Origin of the sequence: Enterobacter cloacae complex sp. P17RS, assembly GCF_014895885.1 — a bacterium.
Taxonomy (GTDB): Bacteria; Pseudomonadota; Gammaproteobacteria; order Enterobacterales; family Enterobacteriaceae; genus Enterobacter; species Enterobacter bugandensis.
The window spans coordinates 1-23500 of sequence record NZ_JADBQK010000028.1; the positions used below are offsets into that span (position 1 = coordinate 1).

General features: G+C 56.0%; 21 protein-coding genes and 5 tRNA genes. 9 read left to right on the top strand and 17 right to left on the bottom strand.

The window, feature by feature from the left end:
- From IM265_RS18685 to IM265_RS18705, 5 genes are all read right to left on the bottom strand, one after another.
- On the bottom strand, positions 1-311 hold a 311-nt coding region (locus IM265_RS18685; protein ID WP_020686859.1), incomplete at its 3' end, for a GTP-binding protein.
- Positions 312-429: 118 nt separating this feature from the next.
- Positions 430-505, bottom strand: a tRNA-Thr gene (locus tag IM265_RS18690).
- Positions 506-511: 6 nt separating this feature from the next.
- A tRNA-Gly gene (locus IM265_RS18695) sits at positions 512-586 on the bottom strand.
- Positions 587-703: 117 nt separating this feature from the next.
- A tRNA-Tyr gene (locus IM265_RS18700) sits at positions 704-788 on the bottom strand.
- Between the two features lie 8 nt (positions 789-796).
- Positions 797-872 (bottom strand) — tRNA-Thr (locus tag IM265_RS18705).
- A gap of 317 nt (positions 873-1189) precedes the next feature.
- Here IM265_RS18705 and coaA point away from each other — a divergent pair.
- Positions 1190-2140 (top strand): type I pantothenate kinase, encoded by a 951-nt coding sequence (gene coaA, locus IM265_RS18710; RefSeq protein WP_032644951.1) that lies wholly within the window; start codon positions 1190-1192, stop codon positions 2138-2140.
- A gap of 44 nt (positions 2141-2184) precedes the next feature.
- Here coaA and dppF read toward each other — a convergent pair whose 3' ends face one another.
- The 9 genes from dppF to IM265_RS18755 all read right to left on the bottom strand — a co-directional run bounded on the left by dppF (position 2185) and on the right by IM265_RS18755 (position 12608).
- Positions 2185-3198: a dipeptide ABC transporter ATP-binding subunit DppF gene (gene dppF / locus IM265_RS18715; RefSeq protein WP_028015094.1), complete on the bottom strand. Its 1014-nt coding sequence runs from the start codon at positions 3196-3198 to the stop codon at positions 2185-2187.
- On the bottom strand, positions 3195-4178 hold the full coding sequence (dppD, locus tag IM265_RS18720; protein WP_041911597.1) for a dipeptide ABC transporter ATP-binding protein: 984 nt from the start codon (positions 4176-4178) through the stop codon (positions 3195-3197). Before dppD ends, dppF begins: the two co-directional genes overlap by 4 nt.
- A gap of 10 nt (positions 4179-4188) precedes the next feature.
- On the bottom strand, positions 4189-5091 hold the full coding sequence (gene dppC / locus IM265_RS18725) for a dipeptide ABC transporter permease DppC (protein ID WP_028015093.1): 903 nt from the start codon (positions 5089-5091) through the stop codon (positions 4189-4191).
- A 9-nt stretch (positions 5092-5100) separates the two neighbouring features.
- Positions 5101-6120, bottom strand: a complete 1020-nt coding sequence (gene dppB, locus IM265_RS18730; protein ID WP_193031602.1) for a dipeptide ABC transporter permease DppB — start codon at positions 6118-6120, stop codon at positions 5101-5103.
- Positions 6121-6297: 177 nt separating this feature from the next.
- Positions 6298-7905, bottom strand: a complete 1608-nt coding sequence (gene dppA / locus IM265_RS18735) for a dipeptide ABC transporter periplasmic-binding protein DppA (protein WP_028015091.1) — start codon at positions 7903-7905, stop codon at positions 6298-6300.
- 620 nt (positions 7906-8525) lie between these two features.
- Positions 8526-8602, bottom strand: a tRNA-Pro gene (locus IM265_RS18740).
- A gap of 91 nt (positions 8603-8693) precedes the next feature.
- Complete coding sequence (gene eptB / locus IM265_RS18745; protein WP_063943229.1) at positions 8694-10388, bottom strand: kdo(2)-lipid A phosphoethanolamine 7''-transferase; 1695 nt, start codon at positions 10386-10388, stop codon at positions 8694-8696.
- Between the two features lie 238 nt (positions 10389-10626).
- Positions 10627-11829 carry an MFS transporter gene (locus tag IM265_RS18750; RefSeq protein WP_028015089.1) on the bottom strand — a complete coding sequence of 401 codons (1203 nt, stop codon included), beginning with the start codon at positions 11827-11829 and terminating at the stop codon, positions 10627-10629.
- Positions 11830-12065: 236 nt separating this feature from the next.
- Positions 12066-12608, bottom strand: a complete 543-nt coding sequence (locus tag IM265_RS18755) for a lipase (protein ID WP_193031600.1) — start codon at positions 12606-12608, stop codon at positions 12066-12068.
- 160 nt (positions 12609-12768) lie between these two features.
- Here IM265_RS18755 and tag point away from each other — a divergent pair, with 160 nt between their 5' ends.
- Positions 12769-13350: a DNA-3-methyladenine glycosylase I gene (tag, locus tag IM265_RS18760; protein ID WP_193031598.1), complete on the top strand. Its 582-nt coding sequence runs from the start codon at positions 12769-12771 to the stop codon at positions 13348-13350.
- Positions 13328-13774, top strand: a complete 447-nt coding sequence (locus IM265_RS18765) for an N-acetyltransferase (RefSeq protein WP_028015086.1) — start codon at positions 13328-13330, stop codon at positions 13772-13774. The genes tag and IM265_RS18765 overlap by 23 nt, the downstream gene beginning before the upstream one ends.
- Here the strand turns inward: IM265_RS18765 and IM265_RS18770 are convergent.
- The gene (locus IM265_RS18770) at positions 13737-16016 is read right to left on the bottom strand and encodes a molybdopterin guanine dinucleotide-containing S/N-oxide reductase (RefSeq protein ID WP_234424141.1); all 2280 of its coding nucleotides are present in this window, start codon (positions 16014-16016) and stop codon (positions 13737-13739) included. The two genes, IM265_RS18765 and IM265_RS18770, sit on opposite strands and share 38 nt — an antisense overlap.
- Before the next feature lie 211 nt (positions 16017-16227).
- On the opposite strand from IM265_RS18770, the gene IM265_RS18775 reads away from it, so the two are divergent.
- From IM265_RS18775 to ghrB, 6 genes are all read left to right on the top strand, one after another.
- Positions 16228-16890, top strand: coding sequence for an OmpA family lipoprotein (locus tag IM265_RS18775; RefSeq protein ID WP_008502762.1), 663 nt, complete (start codon positions 16228-16230; stop codon positions 16888-16890).
- 114 nt (positions 16891-17004) lie between these two features.
- Entirely contained in the window at positions 17005-18021 is a 1017-nt protein-coding gene (locus IM265_RS18780) for a LacI family DNA-binding transcriptional regulator (protein ID WP_028015084.1), read from the top strand.
- 103 nt (positions 18022-18124) lie between these two features.
- Entirely contained in the window at positions 18125-18874 is a 750-nt protein-coding gene (locus tag IM265_RS18785) for a sugar phosphate isomerase/epimerase (RefSeq protein WP_193031595.1), read from the top strand.
- A gap of 3 nt (positions 18875-18877) precedes the next feature.
- A complete protein-coding gene (locus IM265_RS18790; protein ID WP_193031593.1) occupies positions 18878-19816 on the top strand; it encodes a sugar kinase in 939 nt (312 codons plus the stop codon).
- A gap of 117 nt (positions 19817-19933) precedes the next feature.
- On the top strand, positions 19934-21214 hold the full coding sequence (locus IM265_RS18795; protein WP_028015081.1) for an MFS transporter: 1281 nt from the start codon (positions 19934-19936) through the stop codon (positions 21212-21214).
- Between the two features lie 26 nt (positions 21215-21240).
- Positions 21241-22215: a glyoxylate/hydroxypyruvate reductase GhrB gene (gene ghrB / locus IM265_RS18800; RefSeq protein WP_047366950.1), complete on the top strand. Its 975-nt coding sequence runs from the start codon at positions 21241-21243 to the stop codon at positions 22213-22215.
- A 58-nt stretch (positions 22216-22273) separates the two neighbouring features.
- Here ghrB and cspA read toward each other — a convergent pair whose 3' ends face one another.
- Both cspA and IM265_RS18810 read right to left on the bottom strand, forming a co-directional pair.
- The gene (cspA, locus tag IM265_RS18805) at positions 22274-22486 is read right to left on the bottom strand and encodes an RNA chaperone/antiterminator CspA (protein ID WP_003860775.1); all 213 of its coding nucleotides are present in this window, start codon (positions 22484-22486) and stop codon (positions 22274-22276) included.
- 247 nt (positions 22487-22733) lie between these two features.
- Positions 22734-23444, bottom strand: coding sequence for a DUF3053 domain-containing protein (locus tag IM265_RS18810; protein ID WP_045260020.1), 711 nt, complete (start codon positions 23442-23444; stop codon positions 22734-22736).
- Positions 23445-23500: the final 56 nt, after the last annotated feature.

Sequence of the window (23500 nt, forward strand, 5' to 3'; positions counted from 1 at the left end):
AGGATCGCGCCGTCCATCTGAGCAGCACCGGTGATCATGTTTTTAACATAGTCGGCGTGGCCTGGGCAGTCTACGTGTGCGTAGTGGCGAGTCGGGGTGTCGTACTCAACGTGAGAGGTGTTGATGGTGATACCACGAGCTTTTTCTTCTGGTGCGTTATCGATCTGGTCGAATGCACGAGCAGAACCACCGTAGGTTTTAGCCAGAACGGTAGTGATTGCAGCGGTCAGCGTTGTTTTACCATGGTCAACGTGGCCGATAGTACCGACGTTAACGTGCGGTTTTGTACGTTCAAACTTTTCTTTAGACATCGATTGTCCCTCTAAGACACGGATAAATCGGTGATATCACCACATCAACCAGGCGAAATGCCTGAATTGTTGAATACAGTAAAATTGAAACAGAGAGAAACGGGAAGGAGAAGTGAAGTGGTGCTGATACCCAGAGTCGAACTGGGGACCTCACCCTTACCAAGGGTGCGCTCTACCAACTGAGCCATATCAGCACGTATTGGAGCGGGCAGCGGGAATCGAACCCGCATCATCAGCTTGGAAGGCTGAGGTAATAGCCATTATACGATGCCCGCATCCTGAAACTCGGCTACCCAGTTCTTTCTGTAACAAAAAAAGAGATTTCTCTCTTTTTCAGTTTGAGCTGGCTAATTTTTCCAACCAGCTCCGGCGGCATTTACGCTGCCAGAAAGTGGTGGTGGGGGAAGGATTCGAACCTTCGAAGTCTGTGACGGCAGATTTACAGTCTGCTCCCTTTGGCCGCTCGGGAACCCCACCGGACTTGATGGTGCCGACTACCGGAATCGAACTGGTGACCTACTGATTACAAGTCAGTTGCTCTACCTACTGAGCTAAGTCGGCATCAAGTAGCGCGCATTCTATGGATACCTGCGCGGTCATGCAACTAAAAATTTGCATAAAACGTTCTTTCGCTCACATTTTATGCGAACGCAGCGCTAAGCGATGTAAAAGTAGCCATTCCGGGTCAAATAATCAACATACAGGCATGATTTACATCGCATACACCGTAGCGTGACGGCTTCCGCGTAACGCAGCGCTTTCCATCTTTTTTCTTATTATTCCCGCCATCTGGTGTTAACCTCCTGCCCATTGTCCAAAATTAACTGTGTGATGAGCCACGTCCCGGCAGCATAGCGCTGGCTCACTGAAGCATGCTTATGAGCAAAAAAGAGCAAACGTTAATGACGCCTTATCTTCACTTTAACCGCAGCCAGTGGGCTGCCCTGCGTGATTCCGTCCCTATGACGCTGACGGAAGGTGAAATCGCACGGTTAAAAGGGATAAACGAAGATCTGTCCCTGGAAGAGGTGGCAGAAATTTATCTCCCCCTCTCTCGCTTGCTTAACTTCTATATCAGCTCCAACCTGCGCCGTCAGGCGGTGCTGGAGCAGTTCCTCGGAACCAATGGTCAGCGCATTCCTTATATCATTAGTATTGCGGGCAGCGTGGCCGTGGGTAAAAGCACTACCGCACGCGTGCTGCAGGCGCTGCTGAGCCGCTGGCCGGAACACCGCAGCGTTGAGTTGATCACCACCGACGGCTTCCTGCACCCGAACGAGGTCTTAAAAGAACGCGGGCTGATGAAGAAGAAGGGCTTCCCGCTCTCTTATGATATGCACCGTCTGGTAAAATTTGTCTCTGACCTGAAATCTGGCGTGCCGCACGTCACGGCGCCGGTCTATTCACACCTGATTTACGACCGCATCCCGGATGGGGATAAAACGGTAGTCCAGCCGGATATTCTGATCCTTGAAGGTTTGAACGTGCTGCAAAGCGGCATGGACTATCCTCATGACCCGCATCATGTGTTCGTTTCGGATTTCGTCGATTTCTCTATTTATGTTGATGCGCCGGAAGATCTGCTGCAGAACTGGTATATCAACCGCTTCCTGAAGTTCCGCGAAGGGGCATTCACCGACCCGGACTCCTATTTCCACCACTACGCCCAGCTTTCTGAAGAAGAGGCGATTAATGTGGCCAGAGGGCTGTGGAATGAGATCAACTACGTGAACCTCAAAGAGAACATCCTCCCGACGCGCGAGCGTGCGAGCCTGATCCTCACCAAGAGCGAGAAGCACGCCGTCGACCAGATTCGCCTGCGAAAATAGTCAGGCAGACATAAAAAAACCGGCTTAGCGCCGGTTTTTTTTCGTTATGCGTGCGGCTTCTCGCCATTTTCATCCTGATCGACCGCAAAGCAGGCGACCAGCTGACCGCCATAATCCTTCAGCTGCGGCTGAAGCTGGGTGCACGGGCCAAAGCGGCGGCTGCAGCGCGCGTTGAAGGCACACCCCGGCGGCGGATTCAGCGGACTTGGCAGTTCACCCGTCAGCTTAATGCGCTCGCGACGATCGTCCGGGTTCAGACGCGGCGTCGCAGACAGCAGCGCCTGGGTGTACGGATGACGAGGATTACTAAAGATCTGCTCTTTGGTCCCCTTCTCCACGCAGCGCCCCAGATACATCACCATCACTTCATCGGCAATATGCTCTACCACCGACAGGTCGTGAGAGATGAACACATAAGACAGCCCCAGATCCTGCTGGAGATCCATCATCAGGTTCAGCACCTGCGCGCGCACGGACACGTCGAGCGCCGACACCGGCTCATCGGCAATCACCACGTCCGGGTCAAGCATCAGACCGCGTGCGATGGCGATACGCTGACGCTGGCCGCCGGAGAACATATGCGGGTAGCGGTCGTAATGCTCGGTTTTGAGGCCGACCTTCGCCATCATCGCCAGCGCTTTTTCACGGCGCTGCTCTTTGCTCAGATTGCTGTTAATCAGCAGGGGCTCTTCCAGGATCTGTCCCACTTTTTTACGCGGGTTCAAAGAACCGTACGGGTTCTGGAACACAATCTGGATTTTCTGGCGGCGCAGCTTCTGCGCCTGCGGGTCATGCTTGAGCAGATCCTGGCCCTGATAATAAAGCTCACCGCCGGTCGGGACTTCAATCATCGTCAGCAGACGGCCCAGCGTCGATTTCCCGCAACCTGACTCCCCCACCACCGCCAGCGTTTTACCGCGTTCGAGGGTAAATGACACGCCGTCCAGCGCTTTCACCAGGCGCTCAGGGGCAAAAATCCCCTTTTTCACCGGGTAGTGTTTTTTCAGGTCGATGGCCTGCAACAGCGGCTGCTGCGTGGTGGCCTGTTGCGTACTCATAGTGTTGGCCTCCCGGCATCATCGAGTGGGTAGTGGCATTTTGACTGTCGACCGTCGGCCAGCAGATTCAGCTCTGGCTCCTCAACGCGGCATTTGTCCGTGGCATACGGGCAGCGCGGATTAAGCAGACAGCCCTGCGGACGGTCGTACTTGCCCGGAACCACGCCCGGCAGCGACGCCAGACGCGCTTTGTCCTGAGCAAACTCCGGCAGCGCGCGCAGCAGTGCCTGCGTATACGGATGACGCGGCGCGCGGAAGATATCGTGCGAATTTCCGGTCTCAACCACCTGGCCCGCGTACATCACGATGATCTTGTGTGCCGCTTCGGCCACCAGCGCCAGATCGTGCGTAATCAGCACCAGCGCCATGTTCTCTTTCTGCTGCAACTCCAGCAGTAGCTCGATGATTTGCGCCTGAATGGTCACATCCAGCGCCGTTGTCGGTTCATCCGCAATCAGCAGCTTTGGTCGACAGGCAATCGCCATGGCGATCATCACGCGCTGGCTCATCCCACCGGAAAGCTGGTGCGGGTATACGTCCAGCCGCGATGCCGGGTCAGGAATACCCACCTGGTTCAGCAGGTCGATCGCGCGCTGGCGACGGGTTTTCTTGTTACCACCCTGGTGCACCTTAATCGCTTCCATAATCTGGAAGCCGACCGTGTAGCACGGGTTCAGGCTGGTCATCGGGTCCTGGAAGATCATCGCCACTTCGGCGCCCACCAGCTGGCGGCGCTGTTTCTCAGAAATGCGCTTAAGGTCCTGACCGTTGAACTGCAGGTTTTCCGCCATCACGCGGCCCGGGTAATCAATCAGCCCCATGATTGCCAGTGAACTCACCGACTTACCGGAACCGGACTCCCCGACGATACCAACCACTTCGCCCTGATTGACGCTGTAGCTGATGCGGTCCACGGCGCGAAACGGGGTGCCTTCGTCGCCGAAGTGCACCGATAATTTATCTACATTTAATAACGCCATCTCGTGCCTCTTACTGCTTCAGTTTGGGATCAAGCGCATCACGCAGGCCATCACCCATCAGGTTAAATGCCAGCACCGTCAGCAGGATTGCCAGACCCGGGAAGGTGACAACCCACCAGGCGCTTTGTGCGAACTGCAACACGTCGGAGAGCATGGTGCCCCACTCCGGTGTTGGCGGCTGCGCACCCATGCCCAGGAAGCCAAGAGCGGCCATATCAAGAATGGCGTTAGAGAAACCGAGCGACGCCTGAACGATCAGCGGCGCAAGGCAGTTAGGGAAGATATTAACGAACATCTGGCGCATCGCACCGGCACCCGCCACGCGAGAGGCGGTGACGTAGTCGCGGTTCACTTCCACCAGCACCGCCGCGCGTGTTAATCGCACGTAGTGAGGAAGCGCCACGAAGGTCAGCGCCAGGGCGGCGTTACCGATCGACGGGCCGAAGATCGCCACCAGCACCAGAGCCAGCAGCAGGCTTGGCAGTGCCAGCATGATGTCGACGATACGCATAATGATGTTATCAACGATGCCGCCGAAGTAACCGGCAACCAGGCCGAGGATGATCCCCATAATCAGGGAGAGCACCACCACCAGACAGCCAACCAGCAGCGACAAACGCGCGCCGTACATCAGACGCGACAGCACATCGCGGCCCACATCATCGGTACCCAGCAGGTGCGCCAGGCTACCGCCATCCTGCCATGCAGGAGGTGCCAGCAGCGCATCGCGGAACTGATCCGCCGGGTTATATGGCGCCAGAAAGTTCGCAAACACCGCAATCAGAATCATGATAGCGACATACACCAGCCCGACTACCGCGCCTTTATTGCGCTTGAAGTAGTGCCAGAACTCCTGCAGCGGCGTCATTGGAACCGGTGCAGCAACAGCTTTGTTTTCAGAAACCTGTGACATGATGGCCCCTTACTCCTTATGACGAATACGCGGGTTCACCACGCCGTACAGCAAATCGACCAGCAGGTTGACGAGGATAATCATCGTCGCGACCAGCAGCACCCCACCCTGCACCACCGGATAGTCACGGCGTTGCAGCGCATCAATCAGCCAGCGTCCGAGGCCCGGCCAGGAGAAGATGGTTTCCGTCAGGATCGCCCCCGCCAGCAGCGTACCCACCTGGAGGCCGATAACGGTCACCACCGGCAGCATGGCGTTACGCAGCGCGTGGACGATGATGACGCGCATGCGGGTTAAACCTTTGGCGCGCGCGGTACGGATGTAATCTTCACCCAGCACTTCCAGCATGGAGGAACGGGTCATACGCACGATCACCGCCAGAGGAATGGTGCCCAGTACCATGGCAGGCAGGATCATGTGCGCAACGGCATCAATGAAGTTGCCCTCCTCGCCCCAGATGGCCGTGTCGATCAGCATAAAGCCGGTTAACGGATTGGTATCATCAAGGAAGACCATATCGCTGACGCGTCCGGAGACCGGCGTCAGGTTCAATTGCACCGAGACCAGCATGATCAGCATCATGCCCCACCAGAAGATAGGCATGGAGTAACCGGTCAGCGCCAGACCCACGGCGGTATGGTCGAAAATAGAGCCACGCTTAACGGCAGCCAGTACCCCAACAGGAATACCCACCGCAGTGGCGAAAATCATGGCGCAGATGCCAAGCTCCAGCGTCGCTTTAAAACGCGGCACGAACTCGTCCCACACCGGAAGACGGCTTTTTAACGAAATCCCTAAGTCACCGTGCATCACGCCCCAGATATAGTGGAGGTACTGCTGCCACATCGGCTTATCGAGGCCGAGTTCAGCCAGCAGCTGCGCATGACGTTCAGGGGAGATACCACGCTCGCCCGCCATAATCATTACCGGGTCGCCGGGGATCATATGGACGAAGGCAAAAGTGAGAAGGGTGATACCGATAAACGTCGGGATAACAAGTCCCAGACGTCGGAGGATGAACTGCAACATAACCCGGATTCTCTCTGATGACGCACGGCCAGTGGCGTGACGTCTGTATTGCTCACAAATCTTATTCCCTCCCCTTTCAGAGAGGCAATAAAGCACTGCTGCCGGGTGGCGCTACGCTTCCCCAGCCTACATACCGTAGGCCAGTGCAAGCGCAGCGCCGCCTGGCGTTGCTTTTAATTATTCAACCGATACGTTTTCGAAGTGGTGTTTGCCCAGTGGATCAACCACGTAGCCCTTCACTTCTTTACGCACGGGCTCATACACGGTGGAGTGAGCAACAATCAGCGCCGGAGCCTGATCGTGCATAACAACCTGAGCCTGCTTGTAGAGTTCAATACGTTTGTTGTGATCGTCGGTCGCACGCGCCGGCTGGATCAGGTCTTCAAACGGCTTGTAGCACCAGCGAGAGTAGTTAGAGCCGTCTTTCGCTGCCGCACAGCTGAACAGGGTGGCGAAGAAGTTGTCCGGATCCCCGTTGTCACCGGTCCAGCCCATCATTACCGCCTGGTGCTCACCCGCTTTGGCGCGCTTCAGATACTCGCCCCACTCGTAGGTCACAATCTTGGCCTGAACGCCAATTTTCGCCCAGTCAGCCTGGACCATTTCCGCCATACGGCGTGCGTTCGGGTTGTACGGACGCTGTACCGGCATCGCCCACAGCTCGACGGTAAAGCCTTTATCCTGGCCCGCTTCTTTCAGCAGCGCTTTCGCTTTCTCAGGATCGTAACTGTAGTCCTTAACGTCGTCGTTATAGCCCCACATGGTTGGTGGGATCAGGTTCTTGGCAGCAACGCCCGCGCCCTGGTAAACGGCCTTGATGATCGCTTCTTTGTTCACCGCGTAGGTCAGCGCCTGACGTACTTTGACGTCATCAAACGGTTTCTTCTCGGTGTTGAAGGAGAGATAGCCTACGTTCAGGCCCGCCTGCTCCATCAGGTTGATGTTCTTGTCCTGCTTCATGCGCGCGATGTCTGCCGGGTTCGGGTACGGCATCACCTGGCATTCGTTTTTCTGCAGTTTAGCGTAACGTACGGACGCATCAGGCGTGATGGAGAAGACCAGACGGTCGATCTGCGGCTTGGTGCCCCAGTAGCCCGGGAACGCTTTATACAGAATACGGGAGTCTTTCTGGTACTGCAGCAGCTGGAACGGGCCGGTACCGATTGGGTTCAGGTCCACTTTTTCCGGCGTGCCGGCTTTCAGCATGTTGTCCGCATACTCTTTAGAGAGAATAGAGGCGAAGTCCATGGCCAGGTCAGCCAGGAATGGCGCTTCCGGACGGGTCAGCACGAACTGAACGGTTTTATCATCTACTTTTTTCACTTCGGCGATCAGGTCCGGCAGACCCATCCCTTCGAAGTATTCGTAGCTGCCGCCAGACACTTTGTGGTACGGGTTCTGGGCGTTTTTCTGACGGTCGAAGGAGAACACAACGTCGTCGGCGTTAAAGTCGCGCGTTGGTTTGAATTCTTTGCTGTCCTGCCACTTCACGCCCTGGCGCAGGTGGAAGGTATAGGTTTTGCCGTCTTCGCTGATGTCCCACTTCTCGGCCAGACCCGGAATCACTTCCGTGGTGCCGGTTTTGAATTCAACCAGACGGTTATAGATAGGTACAGAGCTTGCGTCGTAAGTCGTACCAGAGGTAAAGAGCTGTGGGTTAAAGCCTTCCGGCGAGCCTTCAGAACAGTAAACCAGGGTTTTTGCCTGTACGCTTGCTGCCACGGTCATAGCCACCAGGCTCAGACCAAGCTTCAGCATCCCTGACTTCTTCAAGGAAATACTCATTATTCTGCTCCAATGTGATGTTTTGCTTTGTTGTGTTACGCCGCCAGACCTTTATTTATTTTTTACCCGGTCCGGTCGGAGGTGCCCGAAGGCGTTAAAGGGATGGAGAATCCTTTCAGAAGAGCGTTTGAGTTGCAGCGCAGATCGTCCCTGAAATGCCCCTCATGCCCTACAATCTGTCAACAGAATGTGAAAACGTCAATACAGGTGACGGGGATTTGCACCGAGTGTGAGAAACCGCAAACAAAGATTAAAAAAACCCTGAACGCCAGTTTTCAGCAGGGAAATTTATGCTACTCGCCAACTTGCAGCACAAATATCTTCATATTTCGCAACAATCAGTGATTAACTTTTATTCAGAATGGGTAAATTTTCTTGCAGAATGGTGATTATCTGAGCACTAAATACCGCGAACGTTAAAACGCACAGCGAAAAATGCTGAGGTTATCCATAAGCAACGCGAAAAAAGATCAATCTATATATAAAAAAATACAATGGATTATGTCACAAAATCGTTAACAGGCAGGAAGAAGCGGGGATAAGGGGCATTTTACTGAATCAGGATGAGTAAGCCGTTAATGCAAAAAGGGCTAACCTTGCGGTTAGCCCTTTTCAGAATGTGGTCGGCGAGAGAGGATTCGAACCTCCGACCCACTGGTCCCAAACCAGTTGCGCTACCAAGCTGCGCTACTCGCCGAATGCGGAGCGCATCTTACTGCTGAGGTGCGCCCCCGTCAATCCCTTATTTTCAAAAAGCCATTCAACTGGCGATATTCTCGCCAGAGCAGCTACTGCGCGGCTTTTGCGGTGTTATCAGGGAGTTTACACCAGTTGTTGTTTTCGTTAATCCCACCGTTCGGTGAGGTATAGCCGAGGCAACCCATAATGGTGTCGTACAGCTCAACGTGACGACGCGGCACCTTCATTTCCGCCTCTTTCTTAAGCTGCGCAAACATCTTCGCTTTCTCCGGATTTTCAAGATACTTATCCGACATCCACATGATCATCGGCACGCGGAACTGCTCCGGCGGTGCCAGCTTGCGCGGCGTACCGTGCAGGTGCTCTTTCTCATTAATGGACTCACCGTGGTCTGCGGCGTAGATAACAATCGCTTTTTTATCACGCAGCTGGTCAATCACGCGGCTCAGGAAGGTATCCACATACAGAACGGAGTTATCGTAGGCGTTGATCAGCTCCTGCTTGCTGCAGTCTTTATTAATGCCTACGCACTCAGGCTGCCATTTCGCGAAATCGCGCGTGTAACGCTGGTAATAACTGTAATGCGACCCTTTGGTATGCAGAATGACGAGATGTTTGCCCTGCGGGTGATTCTTCAGAGACTGGGACATCTCCTCAAGCAGCAGCATGTCGTCCACGTTTTTCCCGCGGTTGCGAGGCTCGGCACCTATCTGCTCACGATACGCGATGTTATCTGCCAGCGTGTTGGTGTAGAACCACATCTCACTTTGCATGGCGAACAGATCGGAGCTAAATCCAAGCTGCTTCAGCACGGCAAAGACGTTTTGTTCTTTCAGCGTACGTTGCGGGTTATCGCTCGCCCCGCCTTCACGCACAAACATACAGCGCAACGAGAGCTTCGTGGCGGTGTCGCAGGAATAGCCGCGGTAAGCCACCAGATTCTTCTCCTGCTCCAGTTTCGGCGTGGTATCGCGGTCATAACCGAGGATACCCATATGATCCCAGCGCGTCGTTTCACCGATGACAAAGACTACGTAAGTATCATCCAGCCCGTCAGCCGGCGCCTGGTAGGTGAACTTTTTGGTCGGGTTAATCAGCGATTTCACATCGCTGGATTCGTCCGCCTGCGCCCAGGCGTAAAGACCTAACGCGGACAGCCAGTTGGACGGCAGATACGAGTTAGCCACCACGCCGCCATAGCTCGGCATATCCACGCCCGTCGCTTTTTCGATCCGTTTTTGCTGTTTTTCCATCAGGCGAATCGGCGCCCACACCAGCAGGCCCGCCAGCAGAACGACGGCGACGTTGCGGATGCGCTGTCCCCGGGTACGCAGCTGGCGTAACAGGGTATAACGGCAGGTATTACTCCAGATAAAGAAGAGCGGGATCAGGCAGGTCAAAATCGTCCATATGATGAACCCTTGACCCACCACCTCTTTCGAGAGGTCGATGTCCGTGGTCATCACCGAGGCGACAATACCGTAGCCAATGACCACGTTCATGAATGTCATGTAATAGCTTGCGGCGGCAGAGATAATCACCACCAGCGAGGCCAGAATTTGCCATGTACGTCGGCCAAAAAGTGAGAGCAGGCGTAACAGGAAGAAGGTTGCCAGGATAGAGCCAAACACTTCGATGACGGCAAAAATTCCATTTCTTACGCTGAGGTGTTCGAAATAACCTTCCACACGTCTGAACAGTACCGCGCCATTCAGAAACAAACCGATATAGACAGCCAGCATCAGACACAATCTTTGCTGGGTAAGAGACCTAATATATTTCATGCAAACAACCCTGGGGGAAGGGGTATAAAGACCCGCCGAATCTCAGTGAGAAAGCTGACAGAGTAAGTAGATGCGAGCGAAACCGTTATCAGAAACGTCTACAAGCGCGATAAGTAGACCACAGCGGGAAAGAAAAGTGGCAGCAGAGAGTGTGATCGAGGAAATTTTTTACAAAATAACAAGTCCGGAAGTGATGTTGAGATAAAAAAAAGAGGCCCTGAGGCCCCTTTTCATCGAATCATGCATGCGCTTCTTTATACACCTCGCGCTGCGGCTGTCGAATCGTTGTGGACAGCGCTAGCGAGATAATCAGCAAGGCAAATATCACGCAGAAGGTCACGTAGAAGCCACCGAACAGCGAGGCAATCAGCGACCCGCAGATACTGCCGATACCGAAGCCGAGATAAATGACGCCGTAGTTTTTCGCCAGATTGTTCAGGCCGAAGAACTCGCTTACCAGCGACGGGAAAACGGTAATGGTGCCGCCGAAGTTAAAGGCGACGCAGGCAATCGCCGCAAAGAAGGTCGCCTCGTTCAGCGGTGCAAACAGCAGCGCCGCCATGCCCACCAGAGAGATGACCTGCCCCAGCGTAATCACGCGGATGCGGGCGATTTTGTCAGACAGGATACCGAGCACCAGACGACCCGAGAGGTTAGCAATGGAGATGACCGTCACCGCATTCGCCGCCGTCGCGGCATCCAGTTTTACCATCCCCTGCGCGATATCCTTTGCCACACCGATGACATACAGACCGCTCATGCAGGCCGTCAGGAACATCACCGCCAGCATCCAGTACTGCGGTTTACGCATGGACTGCGCGAGGGTGAAATCGTTCTCCACCACGCCGTTAACGGATTTCACTTCCTGCTGCGGGGCATCTTTCATCAGCGTGGCGCCAAACAGAATCATCACCAGGACAATAGCCCCCCAGATCATGAACGTTTTTTCGAGGCCAACGGACGCCAGCAGTTGAGAGTCGATAAATTTAAAGCCAAGGCTGCCCAGGCCATAGGAGCCGATAGCAAACGCGGAGATTAAGCCTTTACGCTCCGGGAACCACTTCACGCAGTTCGACAGCGTCAGCAGGTAACCTGCGCCGTCCGCCAGCCCCACCAGCACGCCGGCGCTCAGCCACAGCATCATCAGGTTGCTGGAATGCGCCGTCAGGAAAAAGCCCAGGCCCAGCAGAATGCCGGAGGCCATGGTCACGCGCTTCACGCCGAAGCGTTCCTGAAGTTTGCCCGCCACGGAAGAGGAAATCGCTAATCCAAGACTCAGTAAGCCGAAGGAGAATGCCACCTGGCTTATCGGCGCGCCGAGCTTATCAGACAAGGCGCTGTTAAACAGACTCCAGGTATAGACCGAACCCAGTGCGAACTGAGTAATGATGGTGCCGAATAGCGTCAGCCAGCGCGTGCGGTTATAGGTTGAGGTGTTCATGGCAGTATCCTGCAAGAGAAATTAAGGAAGTTCGCTGAGGACACGATAAACAAAACCCCAAAACGCCAGGGGTAAAACGGCATGAAATGCAGGAGAAACGGAATGAAATGCCTGGAAGCGGGAATGAACGACCTTGCCGGAGAAGAAAACGTTTAAAGGTGAGTGACCACTATCACCACACCCCTCGCCGTTATTGTATTAAATATGTTACCGCAGCGTTTAAAAAAGTAACAACCCTAAAATTTGGCGCTTAAGCCCAGGGTATACAAATATTCTTCTTCCGACTGCTGGTTGTAGCTGATCTTCGCCCAGGGGTGTAAATCGCCGTACTGGGTATCAACACGCCACCCCAGCGAGTTCACGCTGGCATGCCAGAGGGGTTCGGTAAGCGACTGCGCGGTGGTTGTATCACTAAACGTATTTACCGTTGAGGGTGGAGTGCCCTCTGTGCGCCACGCCATGACCGGCCCGGTTGTGATATGCCCCGCCACGGGAAAATTCCAGCCAACGCTCAGAACGGTATCCGCATCCGAACCGGATGGGTCGTTCAGCGCAAAGCCCGCAGCATTCTGCGAATGGTTAATACGCTCCGCGAGAATATCTTCATAACGAGGTTGGTGATCGGCGTCCCATGTATAGCGTTCTGTCGTATTACTTTGTGCATCTGAAACGATATATTCCTGTTGCCACGCAAAAGCGGTGTTACATATAAGCAGGCAGGCTGAAACGCCCACCAGGCAAGAAGCAGCATGGCGACCACTGATTTTTTTTATCATCATCAAAGCGACTCCAGAAAGAGCCGAGTTCGGCGATATATGTCATTGTTCGAAGAGGTATTGGGGCATATAGCCCTGTATTAACTATTGTCTCTTTAGCAGACACGTCAAGCCGGGCAGATTGAAATTTTTGCGTTTATCGTATCAGGAAGGGAGATGACCTATGCAACGTTGCGGTTGGGTAAGCCAGGATCAGCTTTATATCGATTATCACGACAAGGAATGGGGCATACCGGAAACCGACGGTGAAAAACTGTTTGAAATGATTTGCCTTGAAGGCCAGCAGGCCGGTCTGTCGTGGATCACCGTTCTGAAAAAGCGTGAGAACTACCGCAATGCCTTCCACCGGTTCAATCCGGCTGCGGTGGCCGCCATGACCGACGACGACGTGGAAAGACTGGTTCTGAATCCCGGTATCATCCGCCATCGCGGTAAAATTCAGGCCATTATCGGTAACGCGAGGGCTTATCTGGCGATGGAGCAAAACGGCGAACCCTTCTCAGCATTTGTCTGGTCGTTTGTGGATAACGAGCCGAAGGTGACACGGGCCGCCACGCTTGCAGAGATCCCAACCTCGACCCCTGCCTCGGATGCCCTGTCGAAAGCGCTGAAAAAACGCGGCTTCAAGTTTGTGGGCACCACCATCTGTTACTCCTTTATGCAAGCCTGCGGGCTGGTCAATGACCATATTACGGGCTGCATCTGCCACCCGGAGGGCAACCATGATCCGCAAATGGCACAGTGAGAATACCGCTCAGCTCCTGAGACTGTGGCTTGAGAGCACCACCGAGGCGCATCCGTTTATCGACGCCGACTACTGGAAAGCGAACGAAGCGCTGGTGCGGGATGAATACCTTCCCGCCGCCGAAACCTGGGTCTGGGAGGAGAACGGTACGCCGCGCGGTTTTATCAGCGTCATACAGTCGCAGTTTGTGGGGGCGCTGTTCGTTACGCCAGCGTATATCGGAAAAGGCATCGGGCGCGCGCTGCTGAACCATGTTCAACAGCGCTTCCCGCACTTAACCCTGGAGGTGTATCAGAAAAACGTCCGGGCGGTGAATTTCTACCATGCTCAGGGCTTTCGCATTGAAGACAGCGCCTGGCAGGATGATACCCAGCACCCGACGTGGATCATGAGCTGGCAGGCGGATCAAACGCCGTTAAGGTAAGCTCGGGACCCTCATATTTCTCGACCCAGGCCAGCGCCGTGTTCCCTGCGCAACCATTCCCCAGCTTCGAGCTGGGGAGATCTTTGGTCAGCACGTTAACCGCCCCGTTTTTACAGATCCCACCTTCGGTGGGCTCAAGGTCGGGCCAGGCTCCCTGATGAATACAGATCACGCCTGGCTTAATCCCGTCGCTGACCACCGCCCCTGCCAGCACCTGTCCACGCTGGTTCCAGACGCGCACCACGTCACCGTCCGCAATCCCACGCGCTTTGGCGTCTAAAGTATTCAGCGTAATTGGCTCCCGCCCGGCGACCGCATACTGCTCGCGCAGAGAGGTGTAGTTAAGCTGACTGTGCAGACGATGCGCCGGATGGGCAGACAGAACCTGCAGCTGCTCCGGCTGAGCGTTGCCGTGCCACTCGTCCGGCTCCAGCCACGAAGGGTGTGGCGGACAATCGGCATATCCAAAGCTGGCGATGCGCTCGCTGTAGATCACAATCTTGCCGCTCTCGGTTTTCAGCGGATGGTTTTCCGGGTCGCGACGGAAATCGGCGAAACGGACAAATCGGGCGTTCTGTTCGCTTTCCGGCATTTCGAGAATCTGGTTCGCCTCCCAGAATTCAGCAAATGGCGGAAGCGTCACGCCCTGCGCCGCACCGCGCTGTCCGGCGATCTGGTAGAAACTCTCCAGCCACTGCAGGTCATTTTTCCCTTCGGTAAAGCGTTCGCGACCGCCCGCTTCCCAGAGCTCACTTAGTTCAGCAAACACGTCGAAATCATCACGCGCTTCATCACGCGGGGCCACCACGCGCTTCATCGGCACCATATGCTGGTTGCTGTAATCGCCGGTCATGGTGAGATCGTTACGCTCAAACGACGTGGTCGCCGGCAGCACGATATCGGCATGTTTGGCCGAGGCGGTCCAGAAGCACTCGGAAATCACCACCAGCTCCGGCTTTTGCCAGGCGCGGATCAGGCGATTGGTATCCTGATGGTGCGTGAAGTTTGCCCCGCCCGCCCACCAGACAAACTTAATGTCCGGGAAGTGGCGGTCCAGACCATTATGCTGATAAAAACCGCCCGGGTTTTCCAGGGCTTCAACGATTCTCGCCACCGGGATTTTATCCACGGCATCCACGCCGCCCTGCACCGAGCCTTGCAGGGACGCCAGCACCGCCGCTTTACGCGTTGGGTTACCGCCATTCGCAAAGTGATAGGAAAGACCAAAACCGCCGCCCGGCGTACCAATCTGTCCTAGCATCGCGGCAAGCGTCACCAGCATCCAGTGTTTCTGCTCGCCGAACTGCTGGCGCTGCATCCCCCAGCCGGACATTAACATCGTGGTATTTTTATGGAACAGTGCCGCCAGTTCGCGGATTTTAGCGGCTGGAACGCCACAAATTTCCGCGGCCCACTCTGCCGTTTTCACTACCCCATCAGATTCGCCCGTCAGGTAGTCGGCGAATTTGTCGAAGCCGGAGGTGCACCGGGCGAGGAAATCGCGGTCGTGCCAGCCGTTCTCCACCAGCGTATGGGCGATACCCAGCATCATCGCCACGTCGGTGCCCATATGAGGAGCAATCCACTCGGCGCTGTCGCCGAAGAAATCCATGGTTTCAGAACGCATCGGATCAATGCAGATGATGCGTTTGCCGCTTTTGCGCAGCGCGTCGAAATACCCAATCCCCTGCTCGTCGCTGGCATTCCAGGCAATTTTCAGCGTGTTCAGCGGGTTGGCGCTCCACAGCACCACCACGTCGGTGTGCTGCAGCACCAGCGGCCAGCTGGTCTGCTGCTGGTACACTTCGTTTCCTCCCACGACGTACGGCATGATCGCCTGCGCCGCGCCGGTCGAATAGTCTCCCAGATGACCGGTATAGCCCCCGGCCAGGCTCATGTAGCGCTGCAGCAGGGTCGCGGCCTTGTGCAGCACGCCGTTCGAGCGCCAGCCATAGGAGCCGGCAAAAATGGACGATGGGCCATAGCTGTCGCGAATGCGCTTATGCTGCGTATGGATCAGCGCCAGCGCATCGTCCCAGCTCACGCGAACAAACTCATCCTGACCACGGATCCCCTGCGGCTTATCCGGCGAGGCCAGAAAACCTTTGCGCACCATCGGCCAGCGCACGCGCGTTTTGCTGTGCACCTGATCGCGTACGACGGTCTGTAACGAATTGGGATGTTGTGTTGGCAGTGCCCCACGGGACGACAGAACATTTTCGCCATCGGTTTCGACCAGCATCGGCCCCCAGTGGGCGGCGGTCAGAATGGTTTTTGTTGAGGTGCTCAAGCGTGCGCTCCTGGTTGCGTGCAGGTTTACGGCCTTCTCGTTGAGGCCGTTTATGGTTTGTCACAAATTTCAGAGTCATACCCGGAATTTTCTCCGTATCTGGACGTCATAATCAACTGCCACGCTCGCCGTGGCAAAGAATAAAAAGGATTAAGGAAAGAAGATGAAAAAACGCGTACTCGTTATTGCCGCTCTGGTGAGCGGTGCACTGGCTGTTTCAGGCTGCACAACCAACCCTTACACCGGTGAGCGCGAAGCGGGTAAATCCGGCATCGGCGCAGGTATCGGCTCGCTGGTCGGCGCAGGCGTTGGGGCGCTCTCCTCCTCCAAGAAAGACCGCGGCAAAGGTGCGCTGATTGGCGCAGCGGCAGGTGCGGCGCTGGGCGGCGGCGTCGGTTATTACATGGACGTGCAGGAAGCGAAACTGCGCGACAAAATGAAGGGAACCGGCGTGAGCGTCACCCGCAGCGGCGATAACATCATCCTGAACATGCCGAACAACGTGACCTTTGACAGCAGCAGCGCCACGCTGAAACCTGCGGGCGCGAACACCCTGACCGGCGTGGCGATGGTGCTGAAAGAGTACAACAAGACCGCCGTGAACGTGATTGGCTACACCGACAGCACCGGCAGCCAGGATCTGAACATGCGTCTGTCTCAGCAGCGTGCCGATTCCGTGGCCAGCTCCCTGATAACCCAGGGCGTTGAAGCAAACCGCATCCGCACCAGCGGCATGGGCCCTGCCAACCCTATCGCCAGCAACAGCACGGCGGAAGGTAAAGCGCAAAACCGTCGCGTAGAGATTACGTTGAGCCCGATTCAGTAATCCCCGAGGGATAGGGCCGGGGTGAGAGCAACAGACCGCACACCCCGGCATGAACCACTTGCCATCGTTGATTTTCCCGCTAAGGTATTCTCACTAAATTCAGGGAAATCAGCGATGAGCAAACCAGCCCGGGCCACCATCAGCGACGTGGCGAAAGCCGCCAAAACCGGTAAAACCAGCATTTCGCGCTACCTTAACGGCGAGAAACATCTGCTGTCCGACGCATTGCTGGCGCGTATTGAACAGGCCATTGCCGATCTCGACTATCGTCCCAGCCTGATGGCGCGCGGGCTCAAACGCGGTCGCACCCGTTTGATCGGCCTTATTATCGCCGATATCACCAACCCCTACTCCGTCAACGTCCTCAGCGGTATCGAGGCCGCCTGCCGCGAGAAGGGCTTCACGCCGCTGGTCTGTAATACCAACAACGAAGTCGACCAGGAGCTGCACTACCTCGATCTGCTGCGCAGCTACCAGGTGGAAGGGATTGTGGTTAACGCAGTAGGCATGCGTGAAGAGGGCCTGAACCGCCTGCAGCAGTCCTCTCTGCCAATGGTCCTCATCGACCGTAAAATCCCGGAATTCGCCTGCGATGTCGTCGGGCTGGATAACACCCAGGCAGCCACAACCGCGACCGAGCACCTGATCGAACAGGGCTTCGAAGCGATTCTTTTCCTGAGCGAACCGCTGGGCATGGTAAATACCCGACGCGACCGCCTGGCGGCATTTCGCGCCACGCTTGCGCGTTATCCCGGTGCGATCGCCGAAAATGCCGAAACGCCGCTTCACGAAGCCGACCAGATCGACAACACCCTGCGCCAGTTCCATACCCGCCATCGCGGGATGCGCAAAGCCGTTATCTCCGCCAACGGGGCGTTGACGCTTCAGGTCGCCCGCTCGCTCAAGCGCATTGGCCTGCACTGGGGCAGCGATATCGGTCTGCTGGGCTTTGATGAGCTGGAGTGGGCGGAGCTGGCTGGCGTGGGTATTACGACCCTTAAACAACCCACCTGGCAGATTGGCTATGCCGCTGTAGAACAAGTGATTCGTCGTATTGAAGGCACCCGCGATGCCGTACGCGAGCAGGTCTTCTCCGGCGAGCTGATCGTTCGCGGCTCCACCGCCCGTTAATTCCCCCTTGTGATAGCGATCATAAATTCGACATCCTGATCTTTTCTTTGGAACCGGTTCCATCTAGCGTAATAGTATTGATATGTTGCGATGGAGTCCGAAGATGGGCAGGAAAATCATGGTGGTCACCGCCGCGTACGGCGCGGAACAGGTGCGACAGGCAGGCGGTCAGCGGGCGATGCTCCCCGTTATTGCAGGCGCAGGGGCAGACGGCGTGGAGATCCGCCGCGAACTGTTTAACAGCGAAGAGCTGCTGGCGCTGCCTGCACTGAGCGAATCCATCGAGCTAATGGGTCTGCTGGCGTGCTACTCCGCGCCCGCCGCCCTGTTTATGGCCGACGGCACCCTTAACCCGGACCTGCCCCGCTATCTCTCTGAGGCCAACACCCTTAACGCCCTGTGGCTGAAGGTTTCCCTCGGCCATTTCAGCGACACACATCCTCTCGACGCCCTGCGCGCCCTGCTGAATGCCAGCGGTATGGCGCTTGTTGTGGAGAACGATCAGACCGACTGCGGGCAGCTCGCGCCCATGCGGCGCTTCCAGGCCGCCTGTCGGGAAATGGCGTTGCCCGTCACGCTGACCTTCGACATGGGCAACTGGCTGTGGGTCGGCGACTCCCCCGAAGAAGCCGCACGTCACCTGGCCCCTGCGGTGAGCTATATCCACGTTAAAGCCGCCGTGCCGCATAAAGATAACTTCCGCGCCGTGGCGCCGGACCGCGCAGACGCGCGCTGGCTGGATCTGCTCGGCCAGCTGCCTGCAGGTGCACCGCGTGGTATTGAGTTCCCGCTGGAAGGGGCGGATTTAACCGCCGTTACCCGTCATTACGTCAACCTGCTGCGCGAGGAGTAAATCATGCACAAAACGCTGGATGCCATCACGATCGGCGAGGCTATGGCGATGTTTGTCGCGACCGAAACGGGCGAACTGAGCACGGTTGAGCACTTTATCAAACGCGTAGCGGGCGCAGAGCTGAACGTCGCGACCGGCCTGGCGCGTCTCGGTCTGAACGTCGGCTGGGTCAGCCGCGTGGGGGATGACAGCTTTGGCTATTTCGTTCTCGACTCGCTGAAAAAAGAGAATATTGATGCCGCAGGCGTCACCCTGGACGGACGCTTTCCTACCGGCTTTCAGCTTAAATCTAAAGTCGAAAATGGAACCGATCCCATCGTGGAGTATTTCCGCAAAGGTTCGGCGGCAAGCCATCTCTCAACGGAAGATTACCACGCCGGCTATTTTGCCTCCGCCCGCCATCTGCACCTGAGCGGCGTGGCGGCGGCGCTCTCTGACAGTTCCTATGAACTGCTGGACCATGCGGCAACGACCATGAAGTCGCTGGGCAAAACGATCTCTTTCGATCCGAATTTGCGCCCGGTGCTGTGGAAAAGCGAAGCGGAAATGGTCGAGAAGCTGAACCGCCTTGCGTTCCAGGCGGACTGGGTTCTGCCGGGCCTGAAAGAGGGGATGATTCTGACGGGTGAAAATACGCCGGAAGGCATTGCTGATTTCTATCTGAATCAAGGGGTAAAAGCGGTGGTGCTGAAGACCGGTGCCGATGGTGCATGGTTCAAAACGGCAGACGGCGAACAGGGCGCGGTCGCGGCGGTGAAGGTTGAGAACGTTGTCGACACCGTCGGCGCGGGCGATGGCTTTGCCGTAGGCGTCATTAGCGCCCTGCTGGAAGGCAAACCGCTGCAGCAGGCCGTCGCGCGGGGCAATAAGATTGGCTCGCTGGCGATTCAGGTGCAGGGCGACAGCGAAGGATTGCCAACGCGAGCAGAGCTCGGCGTTTAAATTCCCTCTCCCTGTGGGAGAGGGCCAGGGTGAGGGCAGCATGCCACACCAAATAATTAAGCCACCGTGTACCCTACAGACAACGGCGGTAACAACCTCAACAACAGAGGCAAGCCTATGAACAGTTCGACCAATGCAGTAAAACGCTGGTGGTACATCATGCCAATCGTGTTTATCACGTACAGCCTGGCGTACCTCGATCGTGCCAACTTCAGCTTCGCGTCCGCGGCGGGGATCACCGAAGACCTCGGCATCACCAAAGGTATTTCATCCCTGCTGGGTGCCCTTTTCTTCCTGGGCTACTTCTTCTTCCAGATCCCCGGCGCGATTTACGCGGAACGCCGCAGCGTGCGTAAGCTGATCTTCATCTGTCTGATCCTGTGGGGCGCCTGCGCGTCACTGACCGGCGTGGTGAACAATATTCCTGCCCTGGCCGCCATTCGCTTTATTCTCGGCGTCGTTGAGGCAGCGGTCATGCCGGCGATGCTGATTTACATAAGCAACTGGTTTACCAAATCTGAACGTTCACGCGCGAACACCTTCCTGATCCTCGGTAACCCGGTCACCGTACTGTGGATGTCGGTGGTCTCCGGCTACCTGATCCAGTCCTTCGGCTGGCGCGAGATGTTTATCATCGAAGGGGTACCCGCAATTATCTGGGCATTCTGCTGGTGGGTGCTGGTAAAAGATAAGCCTGCCCAGGCGAAGTGGCTTTCCGAAGATGAAAAAGCCGCGCTGCAGGCGCAACTGGATAAAGAGCAGCAGGGGCTGAAGGCGGTACGCAACTACGGCGAAGCGTTCCGCTCCCGCAACGTTATCCTGCTCTGCGCGCAGTACTTTACCTGGAGTATCGGCGTGTACGGGTTTGTGCTGTGGCTGCCGTCGATTATCCGCAGCGGCGGCGAGAACCTTGGCATGGTGGAAGTGGGCTGGCTCTCTTCCGTACCGTATCTCGCCGCGACCATCGCGATGATCGTTGTCTCCTGGGCGTCGGACAAGCTGCAAAACCGCAAGCTGTTTGTCTGGCCGCTGCTGCTGATTGCCGCTTTCGCCTTCATCGGCTCGTGGGCGGTGGGCGCGAATCACTTCTGGGCCTCTTATACCCTGCTGGTGATTGCCGGTGCCGCCATGTACGCCCCGTACGGTCCGTTTTTTGCCATCATCCCGGAAATGCTGCCGCGTAACGTCGCGGGCGGTGCAATGGCATTGATTAACAGTATGGGCGCTCTGGGGTCGTTCTGCGGATCCTGGTTCGTCGGCTACCTGAACGGTGTGACCGGCAGCCCATCCGCGTCGTACATCTTTATGGGGGTAGCGCTTTTCGCCTCCGTGTGGCTTACTTTGATTGTTAAGCCTGCTAATAATCAACAGCACCTCGTCGGCGCACGCCACGCCTGAATCCTTAAAAATCAACGGAGATTAGCATGAAGCCGTCCGTCATTTTGTATAAAGCTCTGCCGGAAGATCTGCAGAAACGCCTGGAAGAACACTTCACCGTTACGCAGGTGAAGAACCTGAGCCCGGAGACCGTGGCGCAGCACGCCGATGCGTTCGCCAGCGCCGAAGGCCTGCTGGGTTCAAGCGAAAAAGTGGATGTCGCCCTGCTGGAGAAAATGCCGAAGCTTCGTGCTACCTCAACCGTTTCCGTGGGTTATGACAATTTCGACGTGGATGCCCTGAACGCCCGTAAAATCCTGCTGATGCACACGCCGCATGCCCTGACGGAAACCGTGGCAGATACGCTGATGGCGCTGGTGCTCAGCACGGCCCGTCGCGTGGTGGAAGTGGCCGAGCGTGTGAAAGCCGGCGAATGGACGAAAAGCATTGGGCCGGACTGGTTCGGTGTGGATGTGCATGGCAAAACGCTGGGCATCGTGGGTATGGGGCGTATCGGGCTGGCGCTGGCGCAGCGCGCGCATTTCGGCTTCAACATGCCGATTCTGTATAACGCGCGCCGTCATCACAGTGAAGCAGAAGAACGCTTCAACGCGCGTTACTGCGAGCTGGATACGCTGCTGCAGGAAGCCGATTTTGTTTGCCTGATCCTGCCGCTGACGGATGAAACGCGCCATCTGATTGGCAAATCCGCGTTTGAAAAAATGAAGAAGTCCGCCATCTTCATCAACGCGGGTCGCGGCCCGGTGGTGGATGAGCAGGCGCTGATTGAAGCGCTGCAAAACGGCGAGATCCACGCCGCGGGTCTGGACGTGTTTGAGCAGGAGCCGCTTCCGGTGGATTCCCCACTGCTGAGCATGCCAAACGTCGTCGCCCTGCCACACATCGGCTCTGCTACCCACGAGACGCGCTACAATATGGCGGCGACGGCGGTAGATAACCTGATAGCCGCGCTTGCTGGAAAAGTAGACAGGAACTGCGTTAACCCGCAGATCCAACAGTAGAAACGAAAAAACCCGCCAGAAGGCGGGTTTTTGAATTTTGTGCTACTGGGTTGGAAGCTTACAGGCTTACAACGTTACCAGCTGCTGGGCCTTTAGCGCCGCTTTCGATGGTGAAGGAAACTTTCTGACCTTCGTCCAGAGATTTGTAGCCATCGTTCTGGATAGCAGAGAAGTGTACGAACACGTCTTTAGAGCCATCGTCAGGAGTGATGAAGCCGAAACCTTTATCAGCGTTGAACCATTTAACCAGACCAGTCATTTTAGCAGACATAGAAATTACCTTATTAACAAATATATTGTGCCTTCCGGCTTGATGGATTGCGTTACAGATTTTTAAGCGATGAAGGAAGGGTCACTACGAAGGGTATCTATGGATAACAATCTGGACTGCTTTACTAAACTGCTTTAGGTCTGTGTAACAAACCGACGCGAACAGTTATACCGATGTGGTAGAGGAATGACAAGCGTTATTTTCTGAATGCCGAAAAAAAACCCCGCCTGAGGCGGGGTTTTTCGGTTTATTCTGTGGCAGCGACTGCTGCGCCCCACGCCTGGCTAAAGGCCTGGTGCTGGGCGGCCAGCGGCCCAATCAGCGTATTGTACTGACTTGCCTGCTGCGAGGTTGGGAACTGAATGCCGTTGGCAACAAAGCTCACCTGTGTCCCCTGCTGCGAGATGAAATCCCCGACCTGAACCAGCTGCTGAGTGAAGACCTGCGCGGCCGGAATCAGCGGTTGTATCGCTTCAGACGGTTTCGTCACTACTTTCTCATACACTTTATCGAAGACCGGTTTGAGATCCTCGCCCTGCTTCAGCGCAGAACGTGACGCGTCAGCCTGCATTTTCGCATTTTGCAGCTGCTGGCTCAGCACGCCGAGCGCACCGTTGGACTGGCGCAGCGGCTCGCGCTGAGTCATATAATCCTGGGGAACACGGATGGCGTTCACGCTATCCACTACCGGGCGGATACCGGAGTCCATCGCCTGGCTCACCTGCTGTGAATACCCATAAAGAATGGCGTAATCGGACACAAAGGGGCCAAACTGTTTTTTCTGATCCGCAGTCAGCGTCGGCAACCGCTCGCCGCTGCGCATCACTGTATTCTGCAGAAAATCGATAAACGCTTTGCGCTGATCGCCTTCTTTATCAAAACACCCACTCAGGCTAACAACCATCAACAACGCCGCAATAGGCGCAAACCAGCGAGAGCAGGACTTTCCTGTCGCCATTTTATTACTCCTTTCACCCAAAAAAGCGCACACCGGCACACGCGTGCCCGACGCTG

Coding starts and splice junctions, on each gene's coding strand:
- coaA (WP_032644951.1), top strand. CDS start 1,190: ATGAGCAAAAAAGAGCAAACGTTAATGACGCCTTATCTTCACTTTAAC.
- dppF (WP_028015094.1), bottom strand. CDS start 3,198: ATGAGTACGCAACAGGCCACCACGCAGCAGCCGCTGTTGCAGGCCATC.
- dppD (WP_041911597.1), bottom strand. CDS start 4,178: ATGGCGTTATTAAATGTAGATAAATTATCGGTGCACTTCGGCGACGAA.
- dppC (WP_028015093.1), bottom strand. CDS start 5,091: ATGTCACAGGTTTCTGAAAACAAAGCTGTTGCTGCACCGGTTCCAATG.
- dppB (WP_193031602.1), bottom strand. CDS start 6,120: ATGTTGCAGTTCATCCTCCGACGTCTGGGACTTGTTATCCCGACGTTT.
- dppA (WP_028015091.1), bottom strand. CDS start 7,905: ATGAGTATTTCCTTGAAGAAGTCAGGGATGCTGAAGCTTGGTCTGAGC.
- eptB (WP_063943229.1), bottom strand. CDS start 10,388: ATGAAATATATTAGGTCTCTTACCCAGCAAAGATTGTGTCTGATGCTG.
- IM265_RS18750 (WP_028015089.1), bottom strand. CDS start 11,829: ATGAACACCTCAACCTATAACCGCACGCGCTGGCTGACGCTATTCGGC.
- IM265_RS18755 (WP_193031600.1), bottom strand. CDS start 12,608: ATGATGATAAAAAAAATCAGTGGTCGCCATGCTGCTTCTTGCCTGGTG.
- tag (WP_193031598.1), top strand. CDS start 12,769: ATGCAACGTTGCGGTTGGGTAAGCCAGGATCAGCTTTATATCGATTAT.
- IM265_RS18765 (WP_028015086.1), top strand. CDS start 13,328: ATGATCCGCAAATGGCACAGTGAGAATACCGCTCAGCTCCTGAGACTG.
- IM265_RS18770 (WP_234424141.1), bottom strand. CDS start 16,016: ATGCTGGTCGAAACCGATGGCGAAAATGTTCTGTCGTCCCGTGGGGCA.
- IM265_RS18775 (WP_008502762.1), top strand. CDS start 16,228: ATGAAAAAACGCGTACTCGTTATTGCCGCTCTGGTGAGCGGTGCACTG.
- IM265_RS18780 (WP_028015084.1), top strand. CDS start 17,005: ATGAGCAAACCAGCCCGGGCCACCATCAGCGACGTGGCGAAAGCCGCC.
- IM265_RS18785 (WP_193031595.1), top strand. CDS start 18,125: ATGGGCAGGAAAATCATGGTGGTCACCGCCGCGTACGGCGCGGAACAG.
- IM265_RS18790 (WP_193031593.1), top strand. CDS start 18,878: ATGCACAAAACGCTGGATGCCATCACGATCGGCGAGGCTATGGCGATG.
- IM265_RS18795 (WP_028015081.1), top strand. CDS start 19,934: ATGAACAGTTCGACCAATGCAGTAAAACGCTGGTGGTACATCATGCCA.
- ghrB (WP_047366950.1), top strand. CDS start 21,241: ATGAAGCCGTCCGTCATTTTGTATAAAGCTCTGCCGGAAGATCTGCAG.
- cspA (WP_003860775.1), bottom strand. CDS start 22,486: ATGTCTGCTAAAATGACTGGTCTGGTTAAATGGTTCAACGCTGATAAA.
- IM265_RS18810 (WP_045260020.1), bottom strand. CDS start 23,444: ATGGCGACAGGAAAGTCCTGCTCTCGCTGGTTTGCGCCTATTGCGGCG.